The sequence below is a fragment of the Undibacterium sp. Ren11W genome (assembly GCF_049340485.1).
Taxonomy (GTDB): Bacteria; Pseudomonadota; Gammaproteobacteria; order Burkholderiales; family Burkholderiaceae_D; genus Undibacterium.
In genome coordinates, this window is the sequence record NZ_JBMPPB010000004.1 from 366592 (window position 1) to 387354 (window position 20763).

The 20763-nt window shown below is 48.5% G+C and carries 14 protein-coding genes; 5 read left to right on the forward strand and 9 right to left on the reverse strand.

Features of this window, described 5'->3' with window-relative positions; all coding sequences use genetic code 11:
* Positions 1-20: 20 nt before the first annotated feature.
* Both ACO0K8_RS12275 and aceB read left to right on the forward strand, forming a co-directional pair.
* Positions 21-704: a haloacid dehalogenase type II gene (locus ACO0K8_RS12275; RefSeq protein WP_422946933.1), complete on the forward strand. Its 684-nt coding sequence runs from the start codon at positions 21-23 to the stop codon at positions 702-704.
* Between the two features lie 80 nt (positions 705-784).
* On the forward strand, positions 785-2371 hold the full coding sequence (aceB, locus tag ACO0K8_RS12280; RefSeq protein WP_422946934.1) for a malate synthase A: 1587 nt from the start codon (positions 785-787) through the stop codon (positions 2369-2371).
* 124 nt (positions 2372-2495) lie between these two features.
* On the opposite strand, the gene ACO0K8_RS12285 is transcribed toward aceB, so the two are convergent.
* From ACO0K8_RS12285 to ACO0K8_RS12295, 3 genes are all read right to left on the reverse strand, one after another.
* Complete coding sequence (locus tag ACO0K8_RS12285; protein ID WP_422946935.1) at positions 2496-2768, reverse strand: oxidative damage protection protein; 273 nt, start codon at positions 2766-2768, stop codon at positions 2496-2498.
* Positions 2769-2854: 86 nt separating this feature from the next.
* On the reverse strand, positions 2855-4165 hold the full coding sequence (gene argA, locus ACO0K8_RS12290) for an amino-acid N-acetyltransferase (RefSeq protein ID WP_422946936.1): 1311 nt from the start codon (positions 4163-4165) through the stop codon (positions 2855-2857).
* Positions 4166-4317: 152 nt separating this feature from the next.
* The gene (locus ACO0K8_RS12295) at positions 4318-5469 is read right to left on the reverse strand and encodes a tetratricopeptide repeat protein (protein WP_422946937.1); all 1152 of its coding nucleotides are present in this window, start codon (positions 5467-5469) and stop codon (positions 4318-4320) included.
* 199 nt (positions 5470-5668) lie between these two features.
* On the opposite strand from ACO0K8_RS12295, the gene hrpA reads away from it, so the two are divergent.
* Complete coding sequence (hrpA, locus tag ACO0K8_RS12300) at positions 5669-9667, forward strand: ATP-dependent RNA helicase HrpA (protein ID WP_422946938.1); 3999 nt, start codon at positions 5669-5671, stop codon at positions 9665-9667.
* Between the two features lie 31 nt (positions 9668-9698).
* Here hrpA and tagH (ACO0K8_RS12305) read toward each other — a convergent pair whose 3' ends face one another.
* Entirely contained in the window at positions 9699-10886 is a 1188-nt protein-coding gene (gene tagH, locus ACO0K8_RS12305; RefSeq protein ID WP_422946939.1) for a type VI secretion system-associated FHA domain protein TagH, read from the reverse strand.
* 404 nt (positions 10887-11290) lie between these two features.
* Here tagH (ACO0K8_RS12305) and ACO0K8_RS12310 point away from each other — a divergent pair, with 404 nt between their 5' ends.
* Positions 11291-11779, forward strand: coding sequence for a helix-turn-helix domain-containing protein (locus ACO0K8_RS12310; RefSeq protein WP_422946940.1), 489 nt, complete (start codon positions 11291-11293; stop codon positions 11777-11779).
* Between the two features lie 54 nt (positions 11780-11833).
* Here the strand turns inward: ACO0K8_RS12310 and ACO0K8_RS12315 are convergent, their stop codons facing one another.
* Entirely contained in the window at positions 11834-12103 is a 270-nt protein-coding gene (locus tag ACO0K8_RS12315; protein ID WP_422946976.1) for a TssQ family T6SS-associated lipoprotein, read from the reverse strand.
* On the opposite strand from ACO0K8_RS12315, the gene ACO0K8_RS12320 reads away from it, so the two are divergent.
* The gene (locus tag ACO0K8_RS12320) at positions 12090-12371 is read left to right on the forward strand and encodes a hypothetical protein (RefSeq protein ID WP_422946978.1); all 282 of its coding nucleotides are present in this window, start codon (positions 12090-12092) and stop codon (positions 12369-12371) included. The two genes, ACO0K8_RS12315 and ACO0K8_RS12320, sit on opposite strands and share 14 nt — an antisense overlap.
* A gap of 2 nt (positions 12372-12373) precedes the next feature.
* On the opposite strand, the gene ACO0K8_RS12325 is transcribed toward ACO0K8_RS12320, so the two are convergent.
* The 4 genes from ACO0K8_RS12325 to ACO0K8_RS12340 all read right to left on the reverse strand — a co-directional run bounded on the left by ACO0K8_RS12325 (position 12374) and on the right by ACO0K8_RS12340 (position 20420).
* Positions 12374-13792: a protein kinase domain-containing protein gene (locus ACO0K8_RS12325; protein WP_422946941.1), complete on the reverse strand. Its 1419-nt coding sequence runs from the start codon at positions 13790-13792 to the stop codon at positions 12374-12376.
* A gap of 57 nt (positions 13793-13849) precedes the next feature.
* Positions 13850-14611, reverse strand: a complete 762-nt coding sequence (locus tag ACO0K8_RS12330; protein ID WP_422946942.1) for a PP2C family protein-serine/threonine phosphatase — start codon at positions 14609-14611, stop codon at positions 13850-13852.
* Between the two features lie 17 nt (positions 14612-14628).
* A complete protein-coding gene (gene tagH / locus ACO0K8_RS12335) occupies positions 14629-15702 on the reverse strand; it encodes a type VI secretion system-associated FHA domain protein TagH (protein ID WP_422946943.1) in 1074 nt (357 codons plus the stop codon).
* Positions 15703-16244: 542 nt separating this feature from the next.
* Positions 16245-20420, reverse strand: coding sequence for a PAS domain S-box protein (locus ACO0K8_RS12340; RefSeq protein WP_422946944.1), 4176 nt, complete (start codon positions 20418-20420; stop codon positions 16245-16247).
* Positions 20421-20763: the final 343 nt, after the last annotated feature.

A 20763-nucleotide genomic window follows, 5' to 3' on the forward strand; every position in this document is an offset into this window, starting at 1 on the left:
TGCACTTCAATATTTCGCTTATGACTATTCAAGCAATTGCATTTGACGCTTACGGCACGCTGTTCGATGTTTATTCAATCCGTGAGCTGAGTGAGAAAATCTTCCCGGGTAGTGGCGCTAGCCTAGCTGAAATGTGGCGTGATAAACAGATTGAATATACACATTTGCGCAGTATGTGCAGTATGTATAAGCCTTTTTGGGAAATTACTCAGGATGCCTTGATATTCTCATGTCGTCGCTTGGGCTTGATCTTGGATTTGGAGGGGCAGAATGCTTTGATGGGGCAATATGCGCGACTACATGCTTTTCCAGAAAATTTATCTGTTTTACAGCAATTGCGCGCTAGAGGTTTAAAACTAGCGATTTTGTCGAACGGTAATCCGCATATGTTGCAATCATCGGTTGATGCGGCTGATATGCAAGACGTGTTTCATCACTTATTGTCGGTCGATGCCGTGAGCAAATTTAAAACATCGCCGGAGGCGTATCAATTAGGTCCGGATGTGTTTGCCATGCCTGCGAAAAACATATTGTTTGTTTCTAGTAATTGTTGGGATGCCTGTTGTGCCACATGGTTTGGCTACACCACATTTTGGGTGAATCGTACTGCCGCTCCATTAGAGGAGTTAGGTGTTGTTCCCCATGGTGAAGGGCGCACATTGGTAGATGTTATTCCCTTTGTAGAGAAACTTAATGGTGTTTAAGTTCGTATACATAAAAATTTCTATTTTAATTTCAAATTTTACGTTCAATTTTATTGTTTTTTAATCTGATGGAGAGCACGATGACTCAACTGACACTACCTGCTGGCATGCAAATTACTGGTGAAATTAAGGCTGGCTTTGAACAAATATTAACACCCGAGGCGCTGGCACTGGTTGCTAAACTGAGCCGTGCATTTGAACCGCGCCGTCAGGAATTGCTGGCAGCACGTGTGGCACGCACTGAGCGTTTGGATGCAGGCGAACTACCAGACTTTTTACCTGAGACTAAGCACATCCGTGACGGTGACTGGAAAATTGCGCCTATTCCAAAAGCACTGGAATGCCGCCGCGTAGAAATAACCGGTCCAGTAGAACGCAAGATGGTTATCAATGCCTTTAACTCGGGTGCTGATAGCTACATGACTGATTTTGAAGATTCGAATACGCCAAACTGGGATAACCAGATCACCGGTCAGATCAATATGCGCGATGCGGTACGCCGTACCATCAGCATGGAACAAAATGGCAAGAGCTATAAGCTCAACGATAAGATCGCGACTCTGGTAGTGCGCCCACGCGGCTGGCATCTGGATGAAAAACATGTGCTGGTAGATGGTAAGCGTATTTCTGGCGGAATCTTTGATTTTGCCTTGTTCTTATTCCATAACGCGAAAGAGCAACTGGCACGTGGTGCAGGTCCGTATTTCTATTTGCCTAAGATGGAATCGCATCTGGAAGCGCGCTTGTGGAACGATATTTTTGTCATGGCGCAAAACGATATCGGCTTAGCGCAAGGCACCATCAAGGCGACCGTGTTGATTGAGACTATACTCGCGGCCTTCGAAATGGATGAGATTCTGTACGAATTGCGCGAACATAGTTCAGGCTTAAATGCCGGTCGTTGGGATTACATCTTTTCTTGCATCAAAAAATTCAAGAACGATAAAGATTTCTGTTTAGCCGATCGGGCTAAAGTCACTATGACCGCGCCATTCATGCGTTCTTATGCCCTGTTGTTGTTGAAGACCTGTCATCAACGTAATGCCCCTGCAATGGGTGGCATGGCAGCATTGATACCTATCAAGAACGATCCTGAGAAAAACGAGATCGCTATGGCTGGCGTGCGAAATGACAAAGCGCGTGATGCGACGGATGGTTACGATGGTGGTTGGGTGGCACATCCTGGCTTGGTTGAGCTGGCAATGAGCGAATTCACAAAAGTATTGGGTGACGCACCAAATCAAATTTCTAAACAGCGTCCAGATGTCAGCGTAACAGCTAAAGATTTATTGAGCTTTCAACCAGAAATGCCGATCACCGAAGCCGGTCTGCGTTATAACATCAATGTCGGTATCCATTACCTGGGTGCATGGTTGGCGGGTAACGGTTGCGTCCCAATCCATAATCTGATGGAAGATGCTGCCACCGCCGAGATCAGCCGTTCGCAAGTATGGCAATGGATACGCTCAAGCAAAGGTAATTTGGAAGACGGCCGCAAGATCACTGCTGAAATGGTACGCGCCATGATCCCTGAAGAATTGGCTAAAGTTAAAGAGTCAGTTGGAGGTGGTGCAACATATGATCGTGCAGCACAGATTTTTGAACAGATGTCGACTTCAGAAGATTTCGCAGAATTCTTGACTTTGCCACTGTACGAAGAAATTTGATTTCTTCACATTGCCCGCTTAATCTGCAATAAAAGCGGGCAGTAAAAATGGGAAATAAATCCGGAGAATAAAAAAGCGACCTGTAATCGGGTCGCTTTTTTTTTATGTTTTGAAGAATCTTGACTTACTCGGTTGGAGGTACATAACCGGTGGCAGCATCAGCGCCTTCGCCAAAGAAATGTTTTTCCATTTGGGTTGCCAGATATTTACGGGCACGTGTGTCCGCCAGATTCAGACGATTCTCGTTGACCAGCATAGTTTGATGCTTGAGCCAGCCGGCCCAGGCTTCTTTTGAGACGTTTTCGTAAATTCTTTTACCAAGTTCGCCAGGATAGGTAGGGAAATCTAAGCCTTCGGCGTCTTTGTCTAGTTTAATGCAGTGGACCGTACGGGCCATAATGGTAACTCCTATGAATTAATCTTACGATGGTGAGAATTATACGGTGTATCCGTCAAATGGTATTTATCAGTGTTAGTGGGCATTTATAGCTGCTTGATCAGGACCAGGGATTTACGCTGCCAGTTATACATTTTCTGGCGATCTTTAGGTAGATCATCAACCGTGGCATTGACAAAGCCGCGTTTTAAGAACCAGTGCGCGGTACGCGTAGTGAGCACGAAGAGCGAGTGAAAACCGGCGCGGCGCGCACGTTTTTCCATGTGCTTCAGTATGCGTTCGCCATCGCCCTGGCTCTGCACTTCAGGATTGACGGTCAGGCAAGCCATTTCTCCCATCTTTTCAAAGGGGAAGGGATACAGGGCTGCACAACCAAAAATTACACCGTCATGCTCAATGACGGAGAAATAATTGATTTCGCGCTCCAGTAGTTCACGCCCGCGTTTCACCAGAGTGCCATCGGCTTCCAGCGGTTCTATCAGTTTAATGATACCGCCTACATCTTCTATCGTCGCCTCCCTTAAACTTTCCAAATTCTCAGATGACACCATGGTGCCGACGCCATCATGGGTGAACAGCTCCAGCAATGCCGAGCCATCGGTCTGGTATGGGACAATATGGATCCTTGGCACACCGCCGCGCGAGGCTTTAATCGCGTGCTCTAAATAGAATGCGGAGTCTGCTGGCAAGTAGGACAGTTTTAGTTCTTGCTCCGCCTGTATAAAGGACAGTTCTCGTATCTCGTCGCCATCCAGATCGACCATCATCGGTGTTTCTGAGATGAAAATTAATTTGTCGGCGCGCAAGGCCGTTGCGGCTGAAACCGCAACGTCTTCCATGGTTAGATTAAATGCTTCACCAGTAGGTGAAAATCCTAAAGGCGACAGCAAGACTAAATTGCCGGCTTCTAAAATAGTATGGATAGTGTCATAGGCAACCTTGCGGGCGACGCCTGTTAATTGAAAATCCACTCCATTGACTATGCCTATAGGTTTAGCGGTAACGAAATTACCAGAAATAATGCGTATTGCCGAATGTGCCATAGGCGTATTTGGCAAGCCTTGGCTAAAGGCGGCTTCAATATCGAGACGCAATTCACCGGCCGCTTCTTTCGAGCATTCGAGCCCGGCAATATCTGTAATGCGAATGCCATTATGGAAATGGCCTTCTACGTTACGCAATGCCAGTTGCTCAGCTACTTGTGGTCGCGAGCCATGCACGATCACGACGCGTATGCCCAGCGCATGCAATAAGGATAAATCTTGCGCCAGCACGGGGAGGGCTCCGGCCATCACCAGTTCTCCCGGGAACGCAACCACAAAGGTCTTGCCACGAAAGGCGTGAATATAGGGCGCGACCGAGCGCAACCAATGAACGAATTGAACAGAATTTTCCATGGGCGAATTATAAACTGAGAAAAGCGCTCAGATAGACAATACCGCGCGCAATTGCACATATCGACGCGCCGATAATCAGGGCGCGTCTATATACAGCCGATTGTTAACAAGTTTACGGCTGGGAAATAGCTCCGGCAGTCATCTGATGGAAATCAGGGGCGCACGCTTGAGTTTATTCGGTCTAGCTTGGCGCGGTACAACTGGTAGCTATCGCTGCTGGTACTGTTATCTCGAGCAGAAATTAACTGCTCGGTGGCGAGCTTGAGTTCACCCAAATGGAAATGCGCTAGCCCCAACCAGAAATGGAGTTCGTGATAATACGGATCGCGTTCTAGTTCTTTGAGAAATAGCGCCTTGGCTTTCTGGTAGTCGCCCTGATCCATGGCAAGTTTGCCTAAGTTTAAATAGTAAAAAGGTGGTGATGGTTGTAGCTTTTTTAATTGAGCTTGCCATAGGGCAGCTTCAGGCTGGCGCTCTTGCAAACCTAAAGTGGCGGCCAGGTTGTGCATGGCCATGGTGTTTTTTTGATCGCGTAACAGCACTGCCCTGAAATTTTGTTCTGCCTGCGGCAAATTATGATGGCGTAGATAAATCACCCCCATGGTGTTATAGGCACTTAAAAATTCGGGGTCTCGCAGTATTGCCTCTCGCGCAAACCAGTAGGCGTCGTCTATCTGTTTATTCGCCAATAATTCTGCAGCTCGGTTATTCATATACATGGCCACGATGGTATTTTCGTGGATTTGTTTCGCTTTTTGACCGCGTAACTCGTCCGGCGGAAGGAAATCAATAAGCAGGGACGCGCTCGCGTCATAGCCCTCGCGCCAAATATTGTCTTTTTTTCCAAGAATGATATTGACATGGCCGGCCGAGAAATGCAGATCGCCGTTACTACTCCATGCTTGCTCCACGTCAACATTTTGATATTGCACTGTGAGTTTTAGTTGTTTGGCAAGTGCTGCTGTCATGATGACTAGAGACAAGCAATTACCCGAACGTGACTCAAAAGTCTGTACTGCTTTTTTTGTCATTGCCGAATCATATTCGATACGCAGGTAGGCCTGATTCCTTAGGGCCTCAAACAATGTTAACTGAGCACTTTTATTTTGATTTTTTTTATTGAGTAGCGCTTCCAGATAGAGGCGCATTTCGTCGTTCAAGGCGAAAATGTTTTCGGCATCAATCGGGGTTTGCGTGGGCGCAAACAACTGGTCGTTGAGTAAATATTGCGCGCCTTGCTGTGGTTTTGGACTGGCACAGGCCAGTAGTGAAAATGATAAAAAAGCAATGATAAAATGTCGCATTTTGCAGCTCCTCATCAGTTTTCCCAACTTCGTATCCATATTTCAGTATCCTCGCCTGTTTCCTTGCTGTCAAACCGTCTGACAGTGGTTCGCAATTTACTGCCATGCAGCAAAATCTGGGATAATGCGCAGCGATATGCCAGAGAATAATCCACCCAAAAAAATCATTCCGAAATCTGTACCCACAGCGCTAAGCGGGATGTCTGACTTGCGTCAGTTGCGCGATCAACTAAGAGATAGTCGCACTCCCGGCAAGGAGAGTGCTGGCTTGCCGCAAAAAGGCAAAGCTCAGCAATCTGTGCCACATCGCCCTAGACCATTGGCGGATACGCCCAAAGAGACGCCGGAGCCAGTGCCTGTTCAAGTGGCACAAGTCTCTTTGCCGTTTCGCAATCCGCCGCCCACCATTAGCTATCCGGAAGAATTGCCAGTCTCGGGCCGTAGGGAGGAAATCGCCGAAGCCTTGCGCAAACACCAAGTGATTATAGTTTGCGGCGAAACCGGCTCGGGCAAGACCACGCAATTACCGAAGATTTGTCTTGAGCTTGGGCGCGGCCAAAAAGGCATGATAGGCCACACCCAGCCGCGTCGTATCGCGGCATCTTCAACTGCCAAGCGGATCGCCCAGGAACTTAATTCTCCGCTCGGTGAACACGTAGGTTTTAAGGTGCGTTTTACCGATACCTTGAGCAAAGGCGCCTCCGTCAAGCTGATGACCGACGGTATCTTGCTGGCAGAAACGCAGACTGATCCGCTGCTCAAGCAATACGACACCATCATTATCGATGAAGCGCATGAGCGCAGCCTTAACATCGACTTCTTGCTTGGGTATTTAAAACAAATTCTGCCCAAGCGGCGCGACTTAAAGCTGATCATTACATCAGCCACCATCGATGCACAACGTTTTGCGAATCACTTTGCCGATGCCAATGATAAACCGGCACCGGTGATTGAAGTGTCGGGGCGTTTGTATCCGGTTGAGATACGTTATCGCCCAGTGCAAAATGATGAGAAGGATAAAGAACGCGACCTGATGACAGCCATCACCGATGCAGTCGATGAGTTGTGCCGCGTAGGTTCAGGCGATGTGCTGGTGTTCTTGCCGGGTGAACGCGAGATTCGCGACACCGCCGAAGCGTTGCGCAAACATCATCCTGCACATGTGGAGATTCTGCCGCTATTTGCGCGCCTCTCGGCACAGGAACAAGAGCGCGTCTTCAAAGTGTCGAATGCGCGTCGCATAGTACTTGCGACCAACGTGGCCGAGACTTCGCTGACCGTGCCTGGCATCCGCTATGTCGTTGATGCAGGTCTGGCACGCGTCAAGCGTTACAGCTACCGCAATAAGGTCGAGCAACTGCAAGTTGAGGCGGTGGCGCAGTCGGCTGCCAACCAGCGCGCTGGTCGTTGCGGCCGCGTCGCTGCCGGTGTTTGCATCCGTCTATACGAAGAGCAAGACTACAATAATCGGCCTAAATTTACCGAGCCAGAAATCATGCGCTCGTCCTTGGCGGCGGTGATCTTGCGCATGAAGTCCTTGCACCTGACCGATGTAGAGAGTTTCCCCTTCATCGAACCTCCTCCAGGAAGGGCGATTGCCGACGGCTATCAATTGCTGCAAGAGCTGGGCGCTATGGATGAGGGCAATCACCTGACGCCAGTTGGTCGGCAACTCGCCAAATTGCCGCTCGATCCACGCGTCGGACGCATGATTTTGGCTGCGCGCGACAATCAGGCTCTGCACGAGGTTTTGATCATCGCTGCCGCCTTGTCGGTGCAAGACCCGCGCGACAGGCCAATGGAAGCCCAGGCAGCAGCGGATGCCGCGCATAAGAAATTCGCCGATGAAAAATCGGAATTTATCTCGTACCTGAAAATCTGGAAATGGTTTGAAGAAGCAATCGAGCACAAGAAAACCAACCGCCAGTTGCAGGATAATTGCCGTGCTAATTTCCTCAGCCAGATGCGCCTGCGCGAATGGCGCGAAGTGCATAGCCAGTTGCTTACCATCGTGAAAGAGCAGGGCTGGCGTCTGAACGAAACGCCCGCCACTTACGAGCAACTCCATCTGGCTTTGCTGACCGGTTTGCTCGGTAATATTGGTTACAAATCCGATGAAGACGCGCATTACCTGGGCGCACGTGGTATTAAGTTTTTTATCTGGCCAGGTTCTAGCCTAGCGAAAAAGGCAGGGCGCTGGGTGATCGCTGCCGAGTTGGTCGATACCACGCGTCTGTACGGGCGTTGCATCGCCCAGATACAGCCAGAATGGCTAGAAAAAATCGGCGGCCACCTGCTGAAAAAATCCTACGGCGAACCACGCTGGGAGAAGCGTGCAGGGCAGGTATCGGCCTTCGAACGGGCTACTCTGTATGGTTTAGTGGTGTATAGCCAGCGCCGCATCCAATACGGCTTAACCCATCCGGCCGAGGCGCGCGATATCTTTATCCGCGAAGCGTTAGTGGAAGGAGAGCTAGAGACCCGTTTGTCCTTCTTTGCCCACAACCAAAAACTGGTACGTGAGATCGAAAATCTCGAACACAAATCGCGCCGCATCGATGTGTTGGTGGACGACGAGTTGATCGTCGCCTTTTACGATAAGTTGCTACCTCCGGGCGTGTTTAACGCGGTCTTGCTGGAGCAATGGTATAAGGACGCGAGCAAAGAAAATGCCAAACTCCTGTATTTGAATAAAGACGAGTTGATGCGGCATGAGGCGGCCGGTATCACTACCGACCTATTCCCGAAAACCATGCAAGTCTCAGGCGTCGCCCTGCAGCTTTCTTATCACTTCGAACCGGGAAGCGCGCGCGACGGCGTCACCTTGACGGTGCCGCTGTTTTCACTCAATCAAGTCTCTGCCGATAGATGTGAGTGGTTGGTGCCTGGGATGATTAAGGAAAAAGTACATCTCTTGATCAAGTCGCTCCCGCAAAAAATACGCCGTCATTGCGTGCCTCTGCCAAATTATGCGGCTGGATTTTGTGAGCGCAAGGAGTTCGGCACAGGTAACTTCCTCGATGCCGTGATTGCCGATATCCGCGAACAGACTGGCCTGATCTGCATGAGCACCGATTTTAAATTTGAGGTCGTACCATTACATCTGTCGATGAACTTCAAGATTGTTGACGAGCATGGGCGGCAACTGGAAATGGGGCGCACCCTGGCAAACCTGCGCGCCGAGTTCGGCGGGCAGGCGCGCGAGAGTTTTCAACGTATTGCCAGCGCAGAAAAACTCAGCGTGCTCGATTCCGGCAAAATTGCGAGCGCGCCTGGCGCAAGCCCTGCGCGTGCTGGAGCGCAGCCCAACGCGCTCGCCACCAATCTAAATCCAGCTATCGCAATTCGGCAAGAGAAGCTGACCGGCTGGAGTTTCGATAGCCTGCCGGAGTTACTCGAAGTACAGCAAGGTAAGCAAACCCTGATCGGCTACCCGGCCCTGGTCGATAAAATCACGCATTGCCATATCGAAGTCTTCGACGACCCTGACGAGGCAGCGCGCATTCATCGTATAGGCTTGCGCCGTTTGTTTGCCTTGCAGATCAAAGAACAAGTCAAATTTCTTGAAAAAAACATCCCTGGATTACAGCAAATGGGGATGCAATTTATGGCTTTGGGTTCGCAAGAAGAGTTGCGCGAGCAGATCGTGCAAGTCGCTCTGGAAAGTGCCTTTTTACAACAGCCCTTGCCGAGTAATTCTGGCGAATTTAATCAGCGTCGCGATGCCGGCAAGGCCAGGCTAAATCTTTTAGCCAATGAAATCGCGCGACTCACAGCACTGATTTTGGCCGAGTATCATGGTCTGCCTAAGAAGCTGCAGGCGCTCAAAGCGCATCCGCAAGCCGCGGCCGATATGCAAAGCCAATTGCAGATGTTGGTCAGTAAGCGTTTTATTGCTGACAATGAGTTCACTCAGCTATCGCAATTTCCGCGTTACCTGAAAGCCATGACGGTGAGGATGGATAAGTTGCGTGCCGACCCTGCACGCGACGCCAAGCTGATGGCCGAATGGAATGCGGTAGCGCAGCCTTGGCAGCGTACTCCGCGCAAGACGGGCCAGGATGCCGATCCTAAATTACAGGAGTTCCGCTGGTTACTGGAAGAACTGCGCGTCTCGTTGTACGCACAAGAGTTGCGCACGCCTATGCCAGTTTCCGCCAAACGCCTGCAAAAGGTGTGGGAAAGCATGCAGAGGTAGTTGGCACTGTTCAGTTCTCTACGCGCACGATTTATTTGTCTTGAGGTTGGCTTCTCTTTTCAGCCTCTTTTTCGTAGGCGCTTTGGAATTTTTTTCCGTACTTGGCCTGATTGTCAGCTTCAGAGTTTACTAATTTGGATAATTGCTCGTGATAAGCACAGAATTCGTCCCACATTCTCGCCTTTTTTCGACTTGGAATAATGAGGTCGATAAGATGTGTTGCATCCAACTTTTTCGAAAAATTAGCGGGTTGTAATTGGCAAAACAGATCATTTAATTCCGCCTTCATGCCAGCTATTAATCCTGATTGATGACTTTTTAAATCTAAAAACGTGTCCGCTATGGCGTCTTTTGGCGCCATGAAACCAGGGATTTTTTTTCCCAACATTTGTGTCAAGACACTCTGGCTGTCTGGAAAAAATTTCATAGGGTTGTTTTTTTCCACTACCACTACAGTGAGATCACTGCAAACATCGCGCTTAAGCAGCGCTCGTTGAGAGATCAACTCCATACTACCGTCAACGAGAGTCTTGAGTAGTTCACCTATCGTTTTCATTAGTTGTGGAGTGAGGCTAGAAGTAATTTTTACTCCCGATAGTCCAGCACCAGACAAGAACGCTAAGAATAACTCGTCTGATACTACCGGGACATCTATCGCTTTTACTGCTAAGTCTGGTTTTGTTGTTGATTTTAGATTTGATGTCGCGTTTGGTGGCATCTTTTCGCTTGAAAATGCGATTTCGTTTAAGGCTAGGAAGTCGCTTTCTCTACGTAAAAGAAAATTGGGCGGTATCTGCGCCGCTGCTATGCCAGTGCTAACAGACGCGTCGATTTTCGTCATTTGTTTTTTTAGTGCTAACACTGGTTTCCTCATTCGATTAGTCGATCGCTCAATGCTGCTTGAAAGAACCCCGTCAACACGTAATCGATATAATCCAATTTGAATGTTGTCACCGGGTGAGATGGCATACTCGCACTCGGGAGTTATTTCCATATCGTTGATTAAAATTGGATTGGCTAGACTTAAGTTGATCAAAAAGTGATGGCCTCCCTCACTTCTAACCGACGCCTGAAAACGTGACACATAGTGCTTAGGATCGGGCAAAATTAAAAAATTTTCATCATGACGTCCAATGCCTCTAGGCTTATCATTAGAAATCGCGTTAAGACTGGGGATTAAAGGCTGATTGTCATACGATATTGCGACTATCTTAATCATCAGAATTACTTTGTAAACGTTGTTCTAGTGATCTATGCAAGTGAGTTTCGATGTTTATGCTAATGTTGATAAAAACTGGCTGTGCTGTTCCAGTTAAGATCATAATTGGCTTATTATCTATGAGAGTCCTTGCATTATAAACTCTTACGATAATTACTAAATTATTACAAATTATTAGATTTGTAATAATTGAAGTCTATTATGCTTGAGGCTCGGTCTTTAGTTTTTCTTTCCGATGAATATGAGCCCCGCGATGTACACCTAGGCATTCGTTGTCACTAACGGTCTAGGATGATGACTTATGTTTAGTAAGGATGAGGAAAACTGTGTGAAAGTAAGCAAAATTTATGTTAGTCGTGCATGGCGCGGGTTGACTTCTAAAGGAGTAGGTTTGAATTACGCGAGTGGGATTATTGATGGATGATACTGATTTGATCAACGCGACTGCTCCAGAAAAAGCTGAACCCACCGCGTACGCGGAGTTAATTGGCTCTCGTTTAGGTGAGCCTATTTCGTCCAAATTAAGTCAGGGCGCCGCAGGGGGAGGGATCTCATCTCCCGGACTACGACTAATGGAAGCGCGTAAAGCGCTGGGTTGGACCGTGGAGGCGGTCGCCGCGCAACTTTACTTGGCGACGCGCCAAATTCGGGCAATGGAAATGGATGATTACGCTGCATTGCCCGGACTGGCAACTACCCGTGGCTTCGTTCGATCTTATGCTAAATTACTCAAGCTAGATGCCGCACCCCTGCTGGCTTTAATTCCAGCAGAATCCGCAAATGAAGAAATTAGCTTGATTAACAAACGTGCTAAGCACGTTTTACCTGGTCGCTTATTGCTAGTCGTTGCCATTACAGTTTTTGCTTTAATCGGCCTGATTAAATACGTTTAGTAAATACGCTTAAGCTTCGAGAGCTATTCAATTTAGGCTAGGTATTGAGAGTGGCTATTTTTTTTGTGCGTTTTTAGATCTAGAAAATTCTGGACCCCATATCGGATGACCGATTTCTGCTGGGCTGAGGTCAAAGTTTGGATCTAGTTTAAATGCGCGATCAAATTGTTGACGGCACAGTTGTGCTTTGGCCGTGACGCAATAACTAAATGCCGCGTATTTAAATGCATCTAGTTTGACTGCCTTATTCTTGCTATTCGCAATAGCCGGAGACGCCAGTAATTTTATGGCCGCATTGTAGTCGCCATTATTGTACAAAAGCACACCGTCCTTTAATGCTTGGGCATCGGCAGCACTATTGCTTGGGGTGGCCGTGCTCGCAGTTGGCAAGGCGCTAGTTGGGCTCGTTGCGCTGGTTTCGCTAGGTGCAGTCGATGATGATGCGGTGGTTTTGCTCTCTTTTGCTTTAACTGGTGTTTTCGATGTGTGGGATTTAGGGGCTGTGTCGCAGCCAATCACCGATATGCAAGCTAACGCAACGATCCAGATCTTTACAATACTGCTGATGCCAATGTTTTTCATCGAGGGATAAGTTTATTTTGAGGTGAATTCATGTTCTATGATAGTCGGATTATCCCTGCCTACCTCTATCTCTGCGCTGAAATCTGGAAAGCCGGGATTGCTAACGCGTATCGTATGTTTGCCATCGCTGAGATTTAACTTTTTAAGTGGTGGGCTAACGCCATTTTGCTCACCATCGACAAACACCATGCCCCAAGGTTTGATAGCAAGTTTTACCTCGCTACTGCCTGCCGCCGTTGCCTCCATATCGATATTGTTCAATACTGGCGCTGTTTTGTTCTTGTCGTGAGCATTAAAAAAATATACCGCGCTAAGCAACGACAGCAAAATAAGGCCTGCTGCTATTAGTATAGACTTCTTATCGCCTGGCTTAGCGTGGGCTGCCGTGAACGATGTCGCCGAGCGGGGCGATACAAGTCCTGCGCTCGGCTCATCGTCCGCGAGTACGTCGGCGTGACGAGTAGGGCGCCTCGTTTTGCTATCACTTGCATTGCGTGCCGAGTCGAAAGCTGTAATGCCCAGCAAACGACGAAATTCGTCTACCGTTTGAGGCCGGTCCTCCGGTTGTATCGATAGTCCCATATCTATCGCCATCAGGAATTTTTTACTATATCCCGCATGGCTTTCAGTCTGCAGCGGCAGTAAGGAGTCTTTGACTACCCGTACGATGGACATCGGTGGCGCTGTTTTGACGATAGTAAAATACATAACCGCAGCGAGCGCATAAATGTCGGTCCAGGGGCCTTGTTGCAAGGAGCCGTCGTCAGCGTATTGTTCTATCGGGGCAAATCCCGGTTTCAATATGACCGTCAGACCTTGGGTTAGATCGCCAATAATTTTGCGGGCCGAGCCGAAATCTAGCAGTACCGCATCGCCATTTTTTTGTACGATGATGTTGTCCGGCGAGATATCCCTATGCAAAATCCGCGACTGGTACAGAGTTTCTAATGCATCGAGAATTTGTTTGAAAATAAACTTCATCCAGGCTTCATTGACCAGTTCCGGGTGGTTCTTGATAATTTCTTTGAGGGTACGGCCTTCGTAATAGCGCATCGCCATATACGCGGTCTTATTCTGCTCCCAAAAACGATAAACCTTGACCAGTGAGGCGTGATCAAACTGTGCCAGCAGCCTGGCCTCATTAATGAAGCTTTTCAGTCCAGCCTCAAAAGTTCCTTTGTGGCGTTCGGCACGTACGGCGACGGATGCGTCAGCGGCACGGCCAGCTAAAGTGCCGGGGATGTATTCTTTGATGGCGACGGTGCGTTGCAAGGAGTGATCAAACGCCAGATAGACAATACCGAAGCCGCCTTCACCCAGTACGCCAGTGATTTCAAAGTCGGACAAGCGGGTACCGATAGCCAATGCATTTTCATTACCCATGTCACTTGCCTGTGGCAATACGAAATCCTGGGGGGCTGCTGTATTCAAGTTGTACTCTGGCTAGAGGAGGAAATGGTTGGGTGCTGGATGCTCATGGACTAGATGTTAGCTCGCTACTGTGGGTGCATGCAAACAGATCGCAAAGGCAGAAAAATTATCGCGCCGGCTGTTGGTTCTTGCAATATTTTGTTCTGCGATCTTGTTCATGTTGGCAAGCCAGGCATCGCTGCTAGAGGCCTGGCGCAGACTTTGCCCCATTTCATCGTCGCTAACCCATTCCCAAAAACCGTCGCTGCACAGCAAAAACGCATCGCCATCTTGTACCGCGAAGGGTTCTGGCGTGAGATCAGGAAAACTGTCACCTTGCGCACCGATTGCTGCGTACAACTGGTTGCGCTGCGGATGCTGGCGTAACTCCTCATACTTGGCATAACCGGCGTCGACCAGGCGCTGCGCCATGCTGTGATCCTTCGATACGTGGATGATTTTCCCTAAGCGGAACAGGTAAATGCGGGTGTCGCCCAAATGTGTCCACAAGGCACAGCAATTACTTTGGTCTATCAGCAGACAGGCTACGGTCGCGCTCATATCGGCGTGTTTGGCCGTGAGCTGCTGGTGTTGCTCGACTTTGATAGCGGCCCAATCTAGATACGAGCGTAGCGCATGCGCGCTGAACGAGGCTTCCTGTAAAAATTTTTCGACGATGGCTTGCGTTACCAGATCAGCTGCAACTTCACCGCCCGCGTGTCCGCCAGTGCCGTCGGCTACCACGAAGCAACTGAGCTCATCTTCACTAGCCTGCGTCAAAGCGTCCTGATTGGAACTGCGGTCACCAATAGCGCTAATGTAAGCCGTGTCTAAAATCATGATAGCGTTGCTTCGTTTCAGGATGTCTGCTGTCGTTGCTGTGTGTATTGTGCATGCTTGACACGCTCAATTTCTTTTTCATAGGCAGTCAAAAAGTCTTTGCCAAACAAAGCTTGAAATTCATCTGCGGCGTCTAGCGTCAGACCGTCAAACAACTGAGAGAACTGATTCCACATGGCCGCTTTGCGACGCGCAGGATTCAGATGGTCGAGCAGGGTAGGAGGGGGCAGACGTTTTTCAAACAGTGCGGGCTGAATTTTTTTCAATAAGGCATCCATCGCCGCTTTCATACCAGCCACTACCGCCAATTGATGGGCGTGCAGGTCATGATACGAATCTTCCATCGCCTCGTCCGGTGCCATGAAGCCGGGCATTTTCTTACGCAACATTTGCGTCAGGACAGTCTGGCTATCCGGGAAAAATTTCAGAGGATTGTTTTTCCTTAATACGACCAGAGTGACATCCGCGTTTACTTCACGTTTTACCAGCGCACGTTGAGCGATTAAATCCATGGTTCCCTGTACTGAGGTGGCGACCAGTTTGCCAAGGGTTTCCATCAGTTCTGGCGTCAGGCCGGCAGTCAGACTTAAGGCTGGCAAGCCAGCGCCCTTCAAAAAAGCCTGCAATAAGTCACTCGACTCGACTGGCGTGGCGGCCTCGATGGATGTGCTTGCTTGCGGCAGCACTTCAGCCACAGGTGCAGCCTTGATGTGAGCCTGCTGCACTGATACTGATACTGGTGCCGCGGCAAGGGGCGCTAACTCGCTAGATTGCTCGGTATAGGTATCAACGCGCAACTGATATAAGCCAATTTGTATCTGGTCGCCAGCATGGATCTGGTAGTCGCGCTCGGCCTCGATTTCTTGTCCGTTGATGCGCATAGGATTGGCCTGACTGAGATTGGTCAGGCTGTGCTCGCTACCATTACTGCTAATCTGCGCTTGCAGCCGCGAGACATTGTGTTTTGGGTCAGGCAACACCAAAAAATTATCCTCGCTGCGTCCTAAAGTTTTGGGTTCTGCGCCGAAGACGGCAGTATTTGCTACGAATGGCGTTTCGTTATTATACGAAACGACGGTAATTTGTATCATCGTTAGTACTCCTGAAGCAATTGGCTGTTGGCCGAAAAATAACACGCATGGTCTATGCATGCTCAATTACAAGTACTAAGTCCAAATAAGTTCATTTTGGAACGGTTTTGCTAGCTGGGTAAATTAATTGCTGAATTCTGCACAATATTGCATAAAAGCATGGCTAGTTTAGCTGATTATCGCAGCGGCAGCGATGCCAGGATAGAAACTAAGTAGCGCTGCACTTTTCTTTTTGAGAAAATGCGCAATCGATCATTCATAATAATTTCAAGGGCAAGCCCAAGACGCATATTCCATGCGCCCTGCAGGCCAAAATAGGCTGAAAACCCGCATGGAATATGCGCGCTGGCGTGCAGGAACTTCTAAAAAACCTTTAATCGGGATGCAGCGCAAGGTGCAAACCGGAGCAATACCTCGGTATTGCGAGTATCGCATCGTACAATCGATGCCGCGATGCGCCCGAGTATGGGGTTTTTAGACGTTCCCTTGCCGCTACCATAATACCAAGGCGAACATCACTCCACCTCGGCGGTGATGCTGAGCTAGTCCTTATCATTAAGTGAATCGAGTTCTTGTGAGTGCGAGAGTTTTGCAAAATTCTCTAGTCTGGCAGGATGTTGCTGTAATTTTGTCAGCCAGCTCGCTTGCGGTTCTGGTTTGTGGAAAAAATATCCCTGATGAATCACGGTGCCGCGTTGATTCAAGAAATCAGCCTGCTCGCTCGTTTCTACCCCTTCGGCCACTACTCTGAGATGCAAATGTTTGGCCACCGACAGTATGGTTTCTACCAGGGCCGCATCGTTCATATCGGTCGTGACATCCTGCACAAAACTCTTGTCAATTTTCAGTTCGTGTATTGGTAATCGCTTCAGATACGACAGAGACGAATAGCCGGTACCAAAATCATCCATAGAAAAATGGATACCCATGGTACTCAATTCGTGCATTTTGGCGATGACGTCATTGATATTGTCGATCACCAAACCCTCGGTGACTTCTAGTGTCAGGTGGTTGGGATCCGTACCGGATTTAGCTAAGGCATTTTTTATTTGATCAACGAATTGCGTCTGGCGGAATTGACGCGGACTAATATTGACCGAAATTCGTAGTGGCAGGTCTGCCACATCTTCATGCGCGAGCAACTGGCAGACCTGGGTCAGCACCCAATTTCCGATCTCTATGATGAGATTGGATTCTTCAGCAATTGGGATGAAGCTATTTGGCTGTATTAATCCCCGTATCGGATGTTGCCAGCGCACGAGCGCTTCGGCACCCACTGCCAAGCCATTGGCATCTACCTGTGTCTGCAAGTAAAGGCGCAATTGGCCTGACGTGATCGCATCATGCAACTCGCTTTCTATGGAGAAGCGTTGCCGTGCGCTTTCTTCCAGGCTTTCTTCAAAAAATACTGTTTGCTCGGTGCCGCTGGCTTTGGCGTGATGTAGAGCGGTATTGGCACGCCGCAATACTTCTAGTGGCGTGTCCTCATTACCACTAGGAAACAGCGCGATGCCATGGCAGGCTGTGAGGGTAATTTTTTCGCGGCCTATCGCGAAGGTTTCATGCAAGCTAGAATGAATTTTCTGCGAAATCTGTAATGCCAGATTGGCAGTCATTTGATTTTGCGATCCCAATTCTGGCAGCAGTACACAAAATTCGTCGCCCGCGATACTGGCCACTAAGTCGGTGTCACGCAGGATATGGACTAGGCGTTGGCCTACCGCTTTCAGCAAGGCGTTGCCGGTCGTTTGTCCGGTGGCGTCGTTGATGGTTTTGAAACGATCGAGGTTGATCGCAATCAAGGCGCTGATCTGGTCGGAATGTTTGTTGGTTACTAGTAATTGCGTCACTCTGTCGAGTAAAAATGCCAGATTCGGCAGATCGGTAATCTCATCGTAATACGCCAGTCTATGGATCTCCGCTTTGGAGCGGATTTTTTCTGTAATATCTTCTTTGACGGCCAGATAGTGGGTGATTTGCCCGTTTGCTTGACGAACTGGACTGACGATCGCGTGCTCTACATATTCGCTACCGTCTTTACGCCGGTTAAAGAACTCACCTTCCCAAATGCGGCCTTCTGATAAGTTTTTCCAAAGTGAATCGTAAGTGTTTTTCGCGGTGTTGCCCGATTGCAGCATGCGCGAATTCTTTCCTAGCAGTTCTTCCCGCTGATAACCAGTTTTTCGCACAAAAGCTTCGTTGACGTATTCAATAATGGCGCTGGTATTGGTAATGACGATACTCTCCGGGCTTTGCTCGACTGCCAGTGAGAGTTTGCGTAATTGTTGTTCATCGGCTTTACGTGCTGTGATATCGCGCGAGAAACCGACCGTCCCGATCACCCGTCCATCCAATTTTACCGGTGATTTGTAGGTCTCTATCCATAATTTACGACCTGACTCTGAGACTTCCTGTTCGACGATTTTCGATAATCCGCTCATTAGCACCGCCCTGTCATCCGCGCGGTATTGCGCGGCCAATTCAGGCGCCCAATAATCGAGATCGGTGCGGCCCACCATGTCATCCGGGTCGTCAACGTTGAGCATGTCGGCGAAGCGCTGATTGGCGGCCAGAAAGCGGCTATCCTTATCCTTTAGCCATACCATGAAAGGAAAATTATCCAGTAGGGCACGCTGATAGCGATCGCGTAGTTGCAAGGCTAGTTCGGCTTTTTTTCGTTCACTAATGTCGTACATGACGGCATTGCTTTTTTTGTAGTTGCCGTGCTCGTCCTTGATGGCGGTCGCGCTGTAAAGAATATTTCTTACTGTGCCGTCCTTGGAAGTAAATTCAAACTCCACATCCTTGATGTACCCATCGCGTAAAAAAATCGGAAAATTTATTTCAAATGTTTTTTTACTTTCTAAAGTGTAAAAGTCGGATAGCTTCATTTTTCCTATGACTTCTTCACGCGTATAACCCATCCACAAAAGCTCGGTATCGTTGATGCGAAAAAAAGTGAAATCTGTGCCGGTGGAGTGATAGCCACAGGGGGCACTATTGTAGAGGTCTTCAATTTCTTCAAATGAGCTGGTCAGACTTTCTGCCAGAATTTTTCTCTCGGAGACGTCAACAATACTGGTGATCAATTGCAAGGGTTCGCCACTGGCGTCTTTGAGCATGGAAACCGAGATTTCCGCCCAAAAATAACTGCCATCCTTTTTAAGGCAACGTATTTCAAATTGCTGGTTGTCCGCCCCACCAATGGTTAGCTGATGTATTCCCGTTTTGAAAGTGATCAGATCACCCGGGTGAACCAGTTCTTCTATCGTATTCCCCAGCGATTTAAGTGAGTCAATCTGCCACATTCTTAACACTGCAATGTTGGCTTTGACGATTTCACCATTTGTCGGGTTGATGGCGATGATGCCGATAGGTGAGTTCTCAAACAAGGCCCTAAATTTTTCTTCGTTTGCCGTCACACTTAATTGCGCGAGTTTTCTGGTGGTAATGTCCTGTACTGTTCCGTGCATTTTGACTACCTCGCCCTGCTCGTTGAAGCTCGCTGCGCCGCGTGCTATCACCCAACGATGGCTGCCATCCGGACGTACCACCTCGGCATCGCATTCGTAGGGCATACCTTGCGCCATGCATTGTTCTACTGCTGCAGAAAGTCGGCTCCAACTGTCAGCCGTAAAGTATTGCAGCACTTCAGGATAAATAGCTGCTGGCAATGCCGGATCACGGCCGTAAATCTCATAAGTATCCCTAGACCAAGTATGTGTGTTGGCCTCGATGTTCCATTCCCAGTTGCCAATTTGGGCTAAATGCTGGGCGGATTGTAGGTCTGCCTCGCTACGCTTAATCTGGTTCTCTGCTATGAACCTTTCCTTTAATACGAAAGCCAGCAACATTCCTGACATGGTGAGGATAGTAATGTAATTCCATAAATTAATAAGCCCGGTTTTTGTCAGATCGTCGCCGAAGAAACCTTTACCTGTTGCCGCACCCACTAACGCTTGTAGTGTCGTTATACTTAAAATGATGAGAACCCCATGGCGGCCTAATCTGACGGCGGCAAGGATGACGAACAAGAACATCCAGTAACCACGATTGACATAGCCAAATAGCGCGTGAAACCAGTCAAAAAAAACGATTTGGCCCATTAGAAACGACATTGTGACGATCCCCGCCGCCTCCAGCATGCGCGGATACTGACGCCAGTTTTTTGGCGGGGTTCTCCAGATTAGTAATAGGGACGTGATCAATAACAAACCCAGGCTGTCGCCCATCCACCAGTGTATCACCGTGCGGGAATAAGCTGATACAGGAACGTCGCCGGCCATAGACAATACTGTGGTGCCACTTAACGCGCAAATAGAAGGTGCGAACAGACTGACAAAAGTGAGTAATAGAAAGCTACGCATGGTCGTCAATTCGAAATTGAATTTTTCATTGCGTCTTAGGTACCAGGCACCCAGTGCCGGCTCTATCGTGGCTGCGACTGCTATCGGCAGCGACACCAGCAGTGCTTGATCGATGACCCATAATTGGGTAATCAGGGCAGCGACGAAAACGGCTAGCCAATATCGCCTTCCGGCTAATAGCATTCCCCCCAGCGCTACGCCGCTAGCGGGCCAGAGCACCGTTACCAGACCATTGACCGAGTAAAAACTGAGTACCAGCTTGGACAGAAATACGTAACATAAAACGAGCAGCAGGCCTTGTGCCAGATGCTTGCTAATAGTCGCTATCTCGTGAGGTGAATTAGTCTTCACGCCAATCCCTTTGACTTGTCGGTGATACGCTATTCGTTAGGCGATGAGTGACATAGATGAAAATCTGAGAAGCATAGACTGAAAGCTAAGCATGGCGATAGACGCAGAAAACTATTTCAATTTGCCTTGCTGAAATCGCGTGTTATCGCCGCTCTTATTGTTATACGTTAATTTAAGGAATAACAGGCGACAAAAATAATCTAAAAATTCCATGATTGTTTCGACAAATAAAAAAAACGACAGCTCAATAGCGTTTAATTATAGATGTTTTTGCATTGTTTTTTAATTATCGGTTAAATATGCTTCAGGACTGGGTTGCGCCCGACATTCTTTGAAAACAACA

Coding starts and splice junctions, on each gene's coding strand:
- ACO0K8_RS12275 (WP_422946933.1), top strand. CDS start 21: ATGACTATTCAAGCAATTGCATTTGACGCTTACGGCACGCTGTTCGAT.
- aceB (WP_422946934.1), top strand. CDS start 785: ATGACTCAACTGACACTACCTGCTGGCATGCAAATTACTGGTGAAATT.
- ACO0K8_RS12285 (WP_422946935.1), bottom strand. CDS start 2,768: ATGGCCCGTACGGTCCACTGCATTAAACTAGACAAAGACGCCGAAGGC.
- argA (WP_422946936.1), bottom strand. CDS start 4,165: ATGGAAAATTCTGTTCAATTCGTTCATTGGTTGCGCTCGGTCGCGCCC.
- ACO0K8_RS12295 (WP_422946937.1), bottom strand. CDS start 5,469: ATGCGACATTTTATCATTGCTTTTTTATCATTTTCACTACTGGCCTGT.
- hrpA (WP_422946938.1), top strand. CDS start 5,669: ATGTCTGACTTGCGTCAGTTGCGCGATCAACTAAGAGATAGTCGCACT.
- tagH (WP_422946939.1), bottom strand. CDS start 10,886: ATGATTAAGATAGTCGCAATATCGTATGACAATCAGCCTTTAATCCCC.
- ACO0K8_RS12330 (WP_422946942.1), bottom strand. CDS start 14,611: ATGATTTTAGACACGGCTTACATTAGCGCTATTGGTGACCGCAGTTCC.
- tagH (WP_422946943.1), bottom strand. CDS start 15,702: ATGATACAAATTACCGTCGTTTCGTATAATAACGAAACGCCATTCGTA.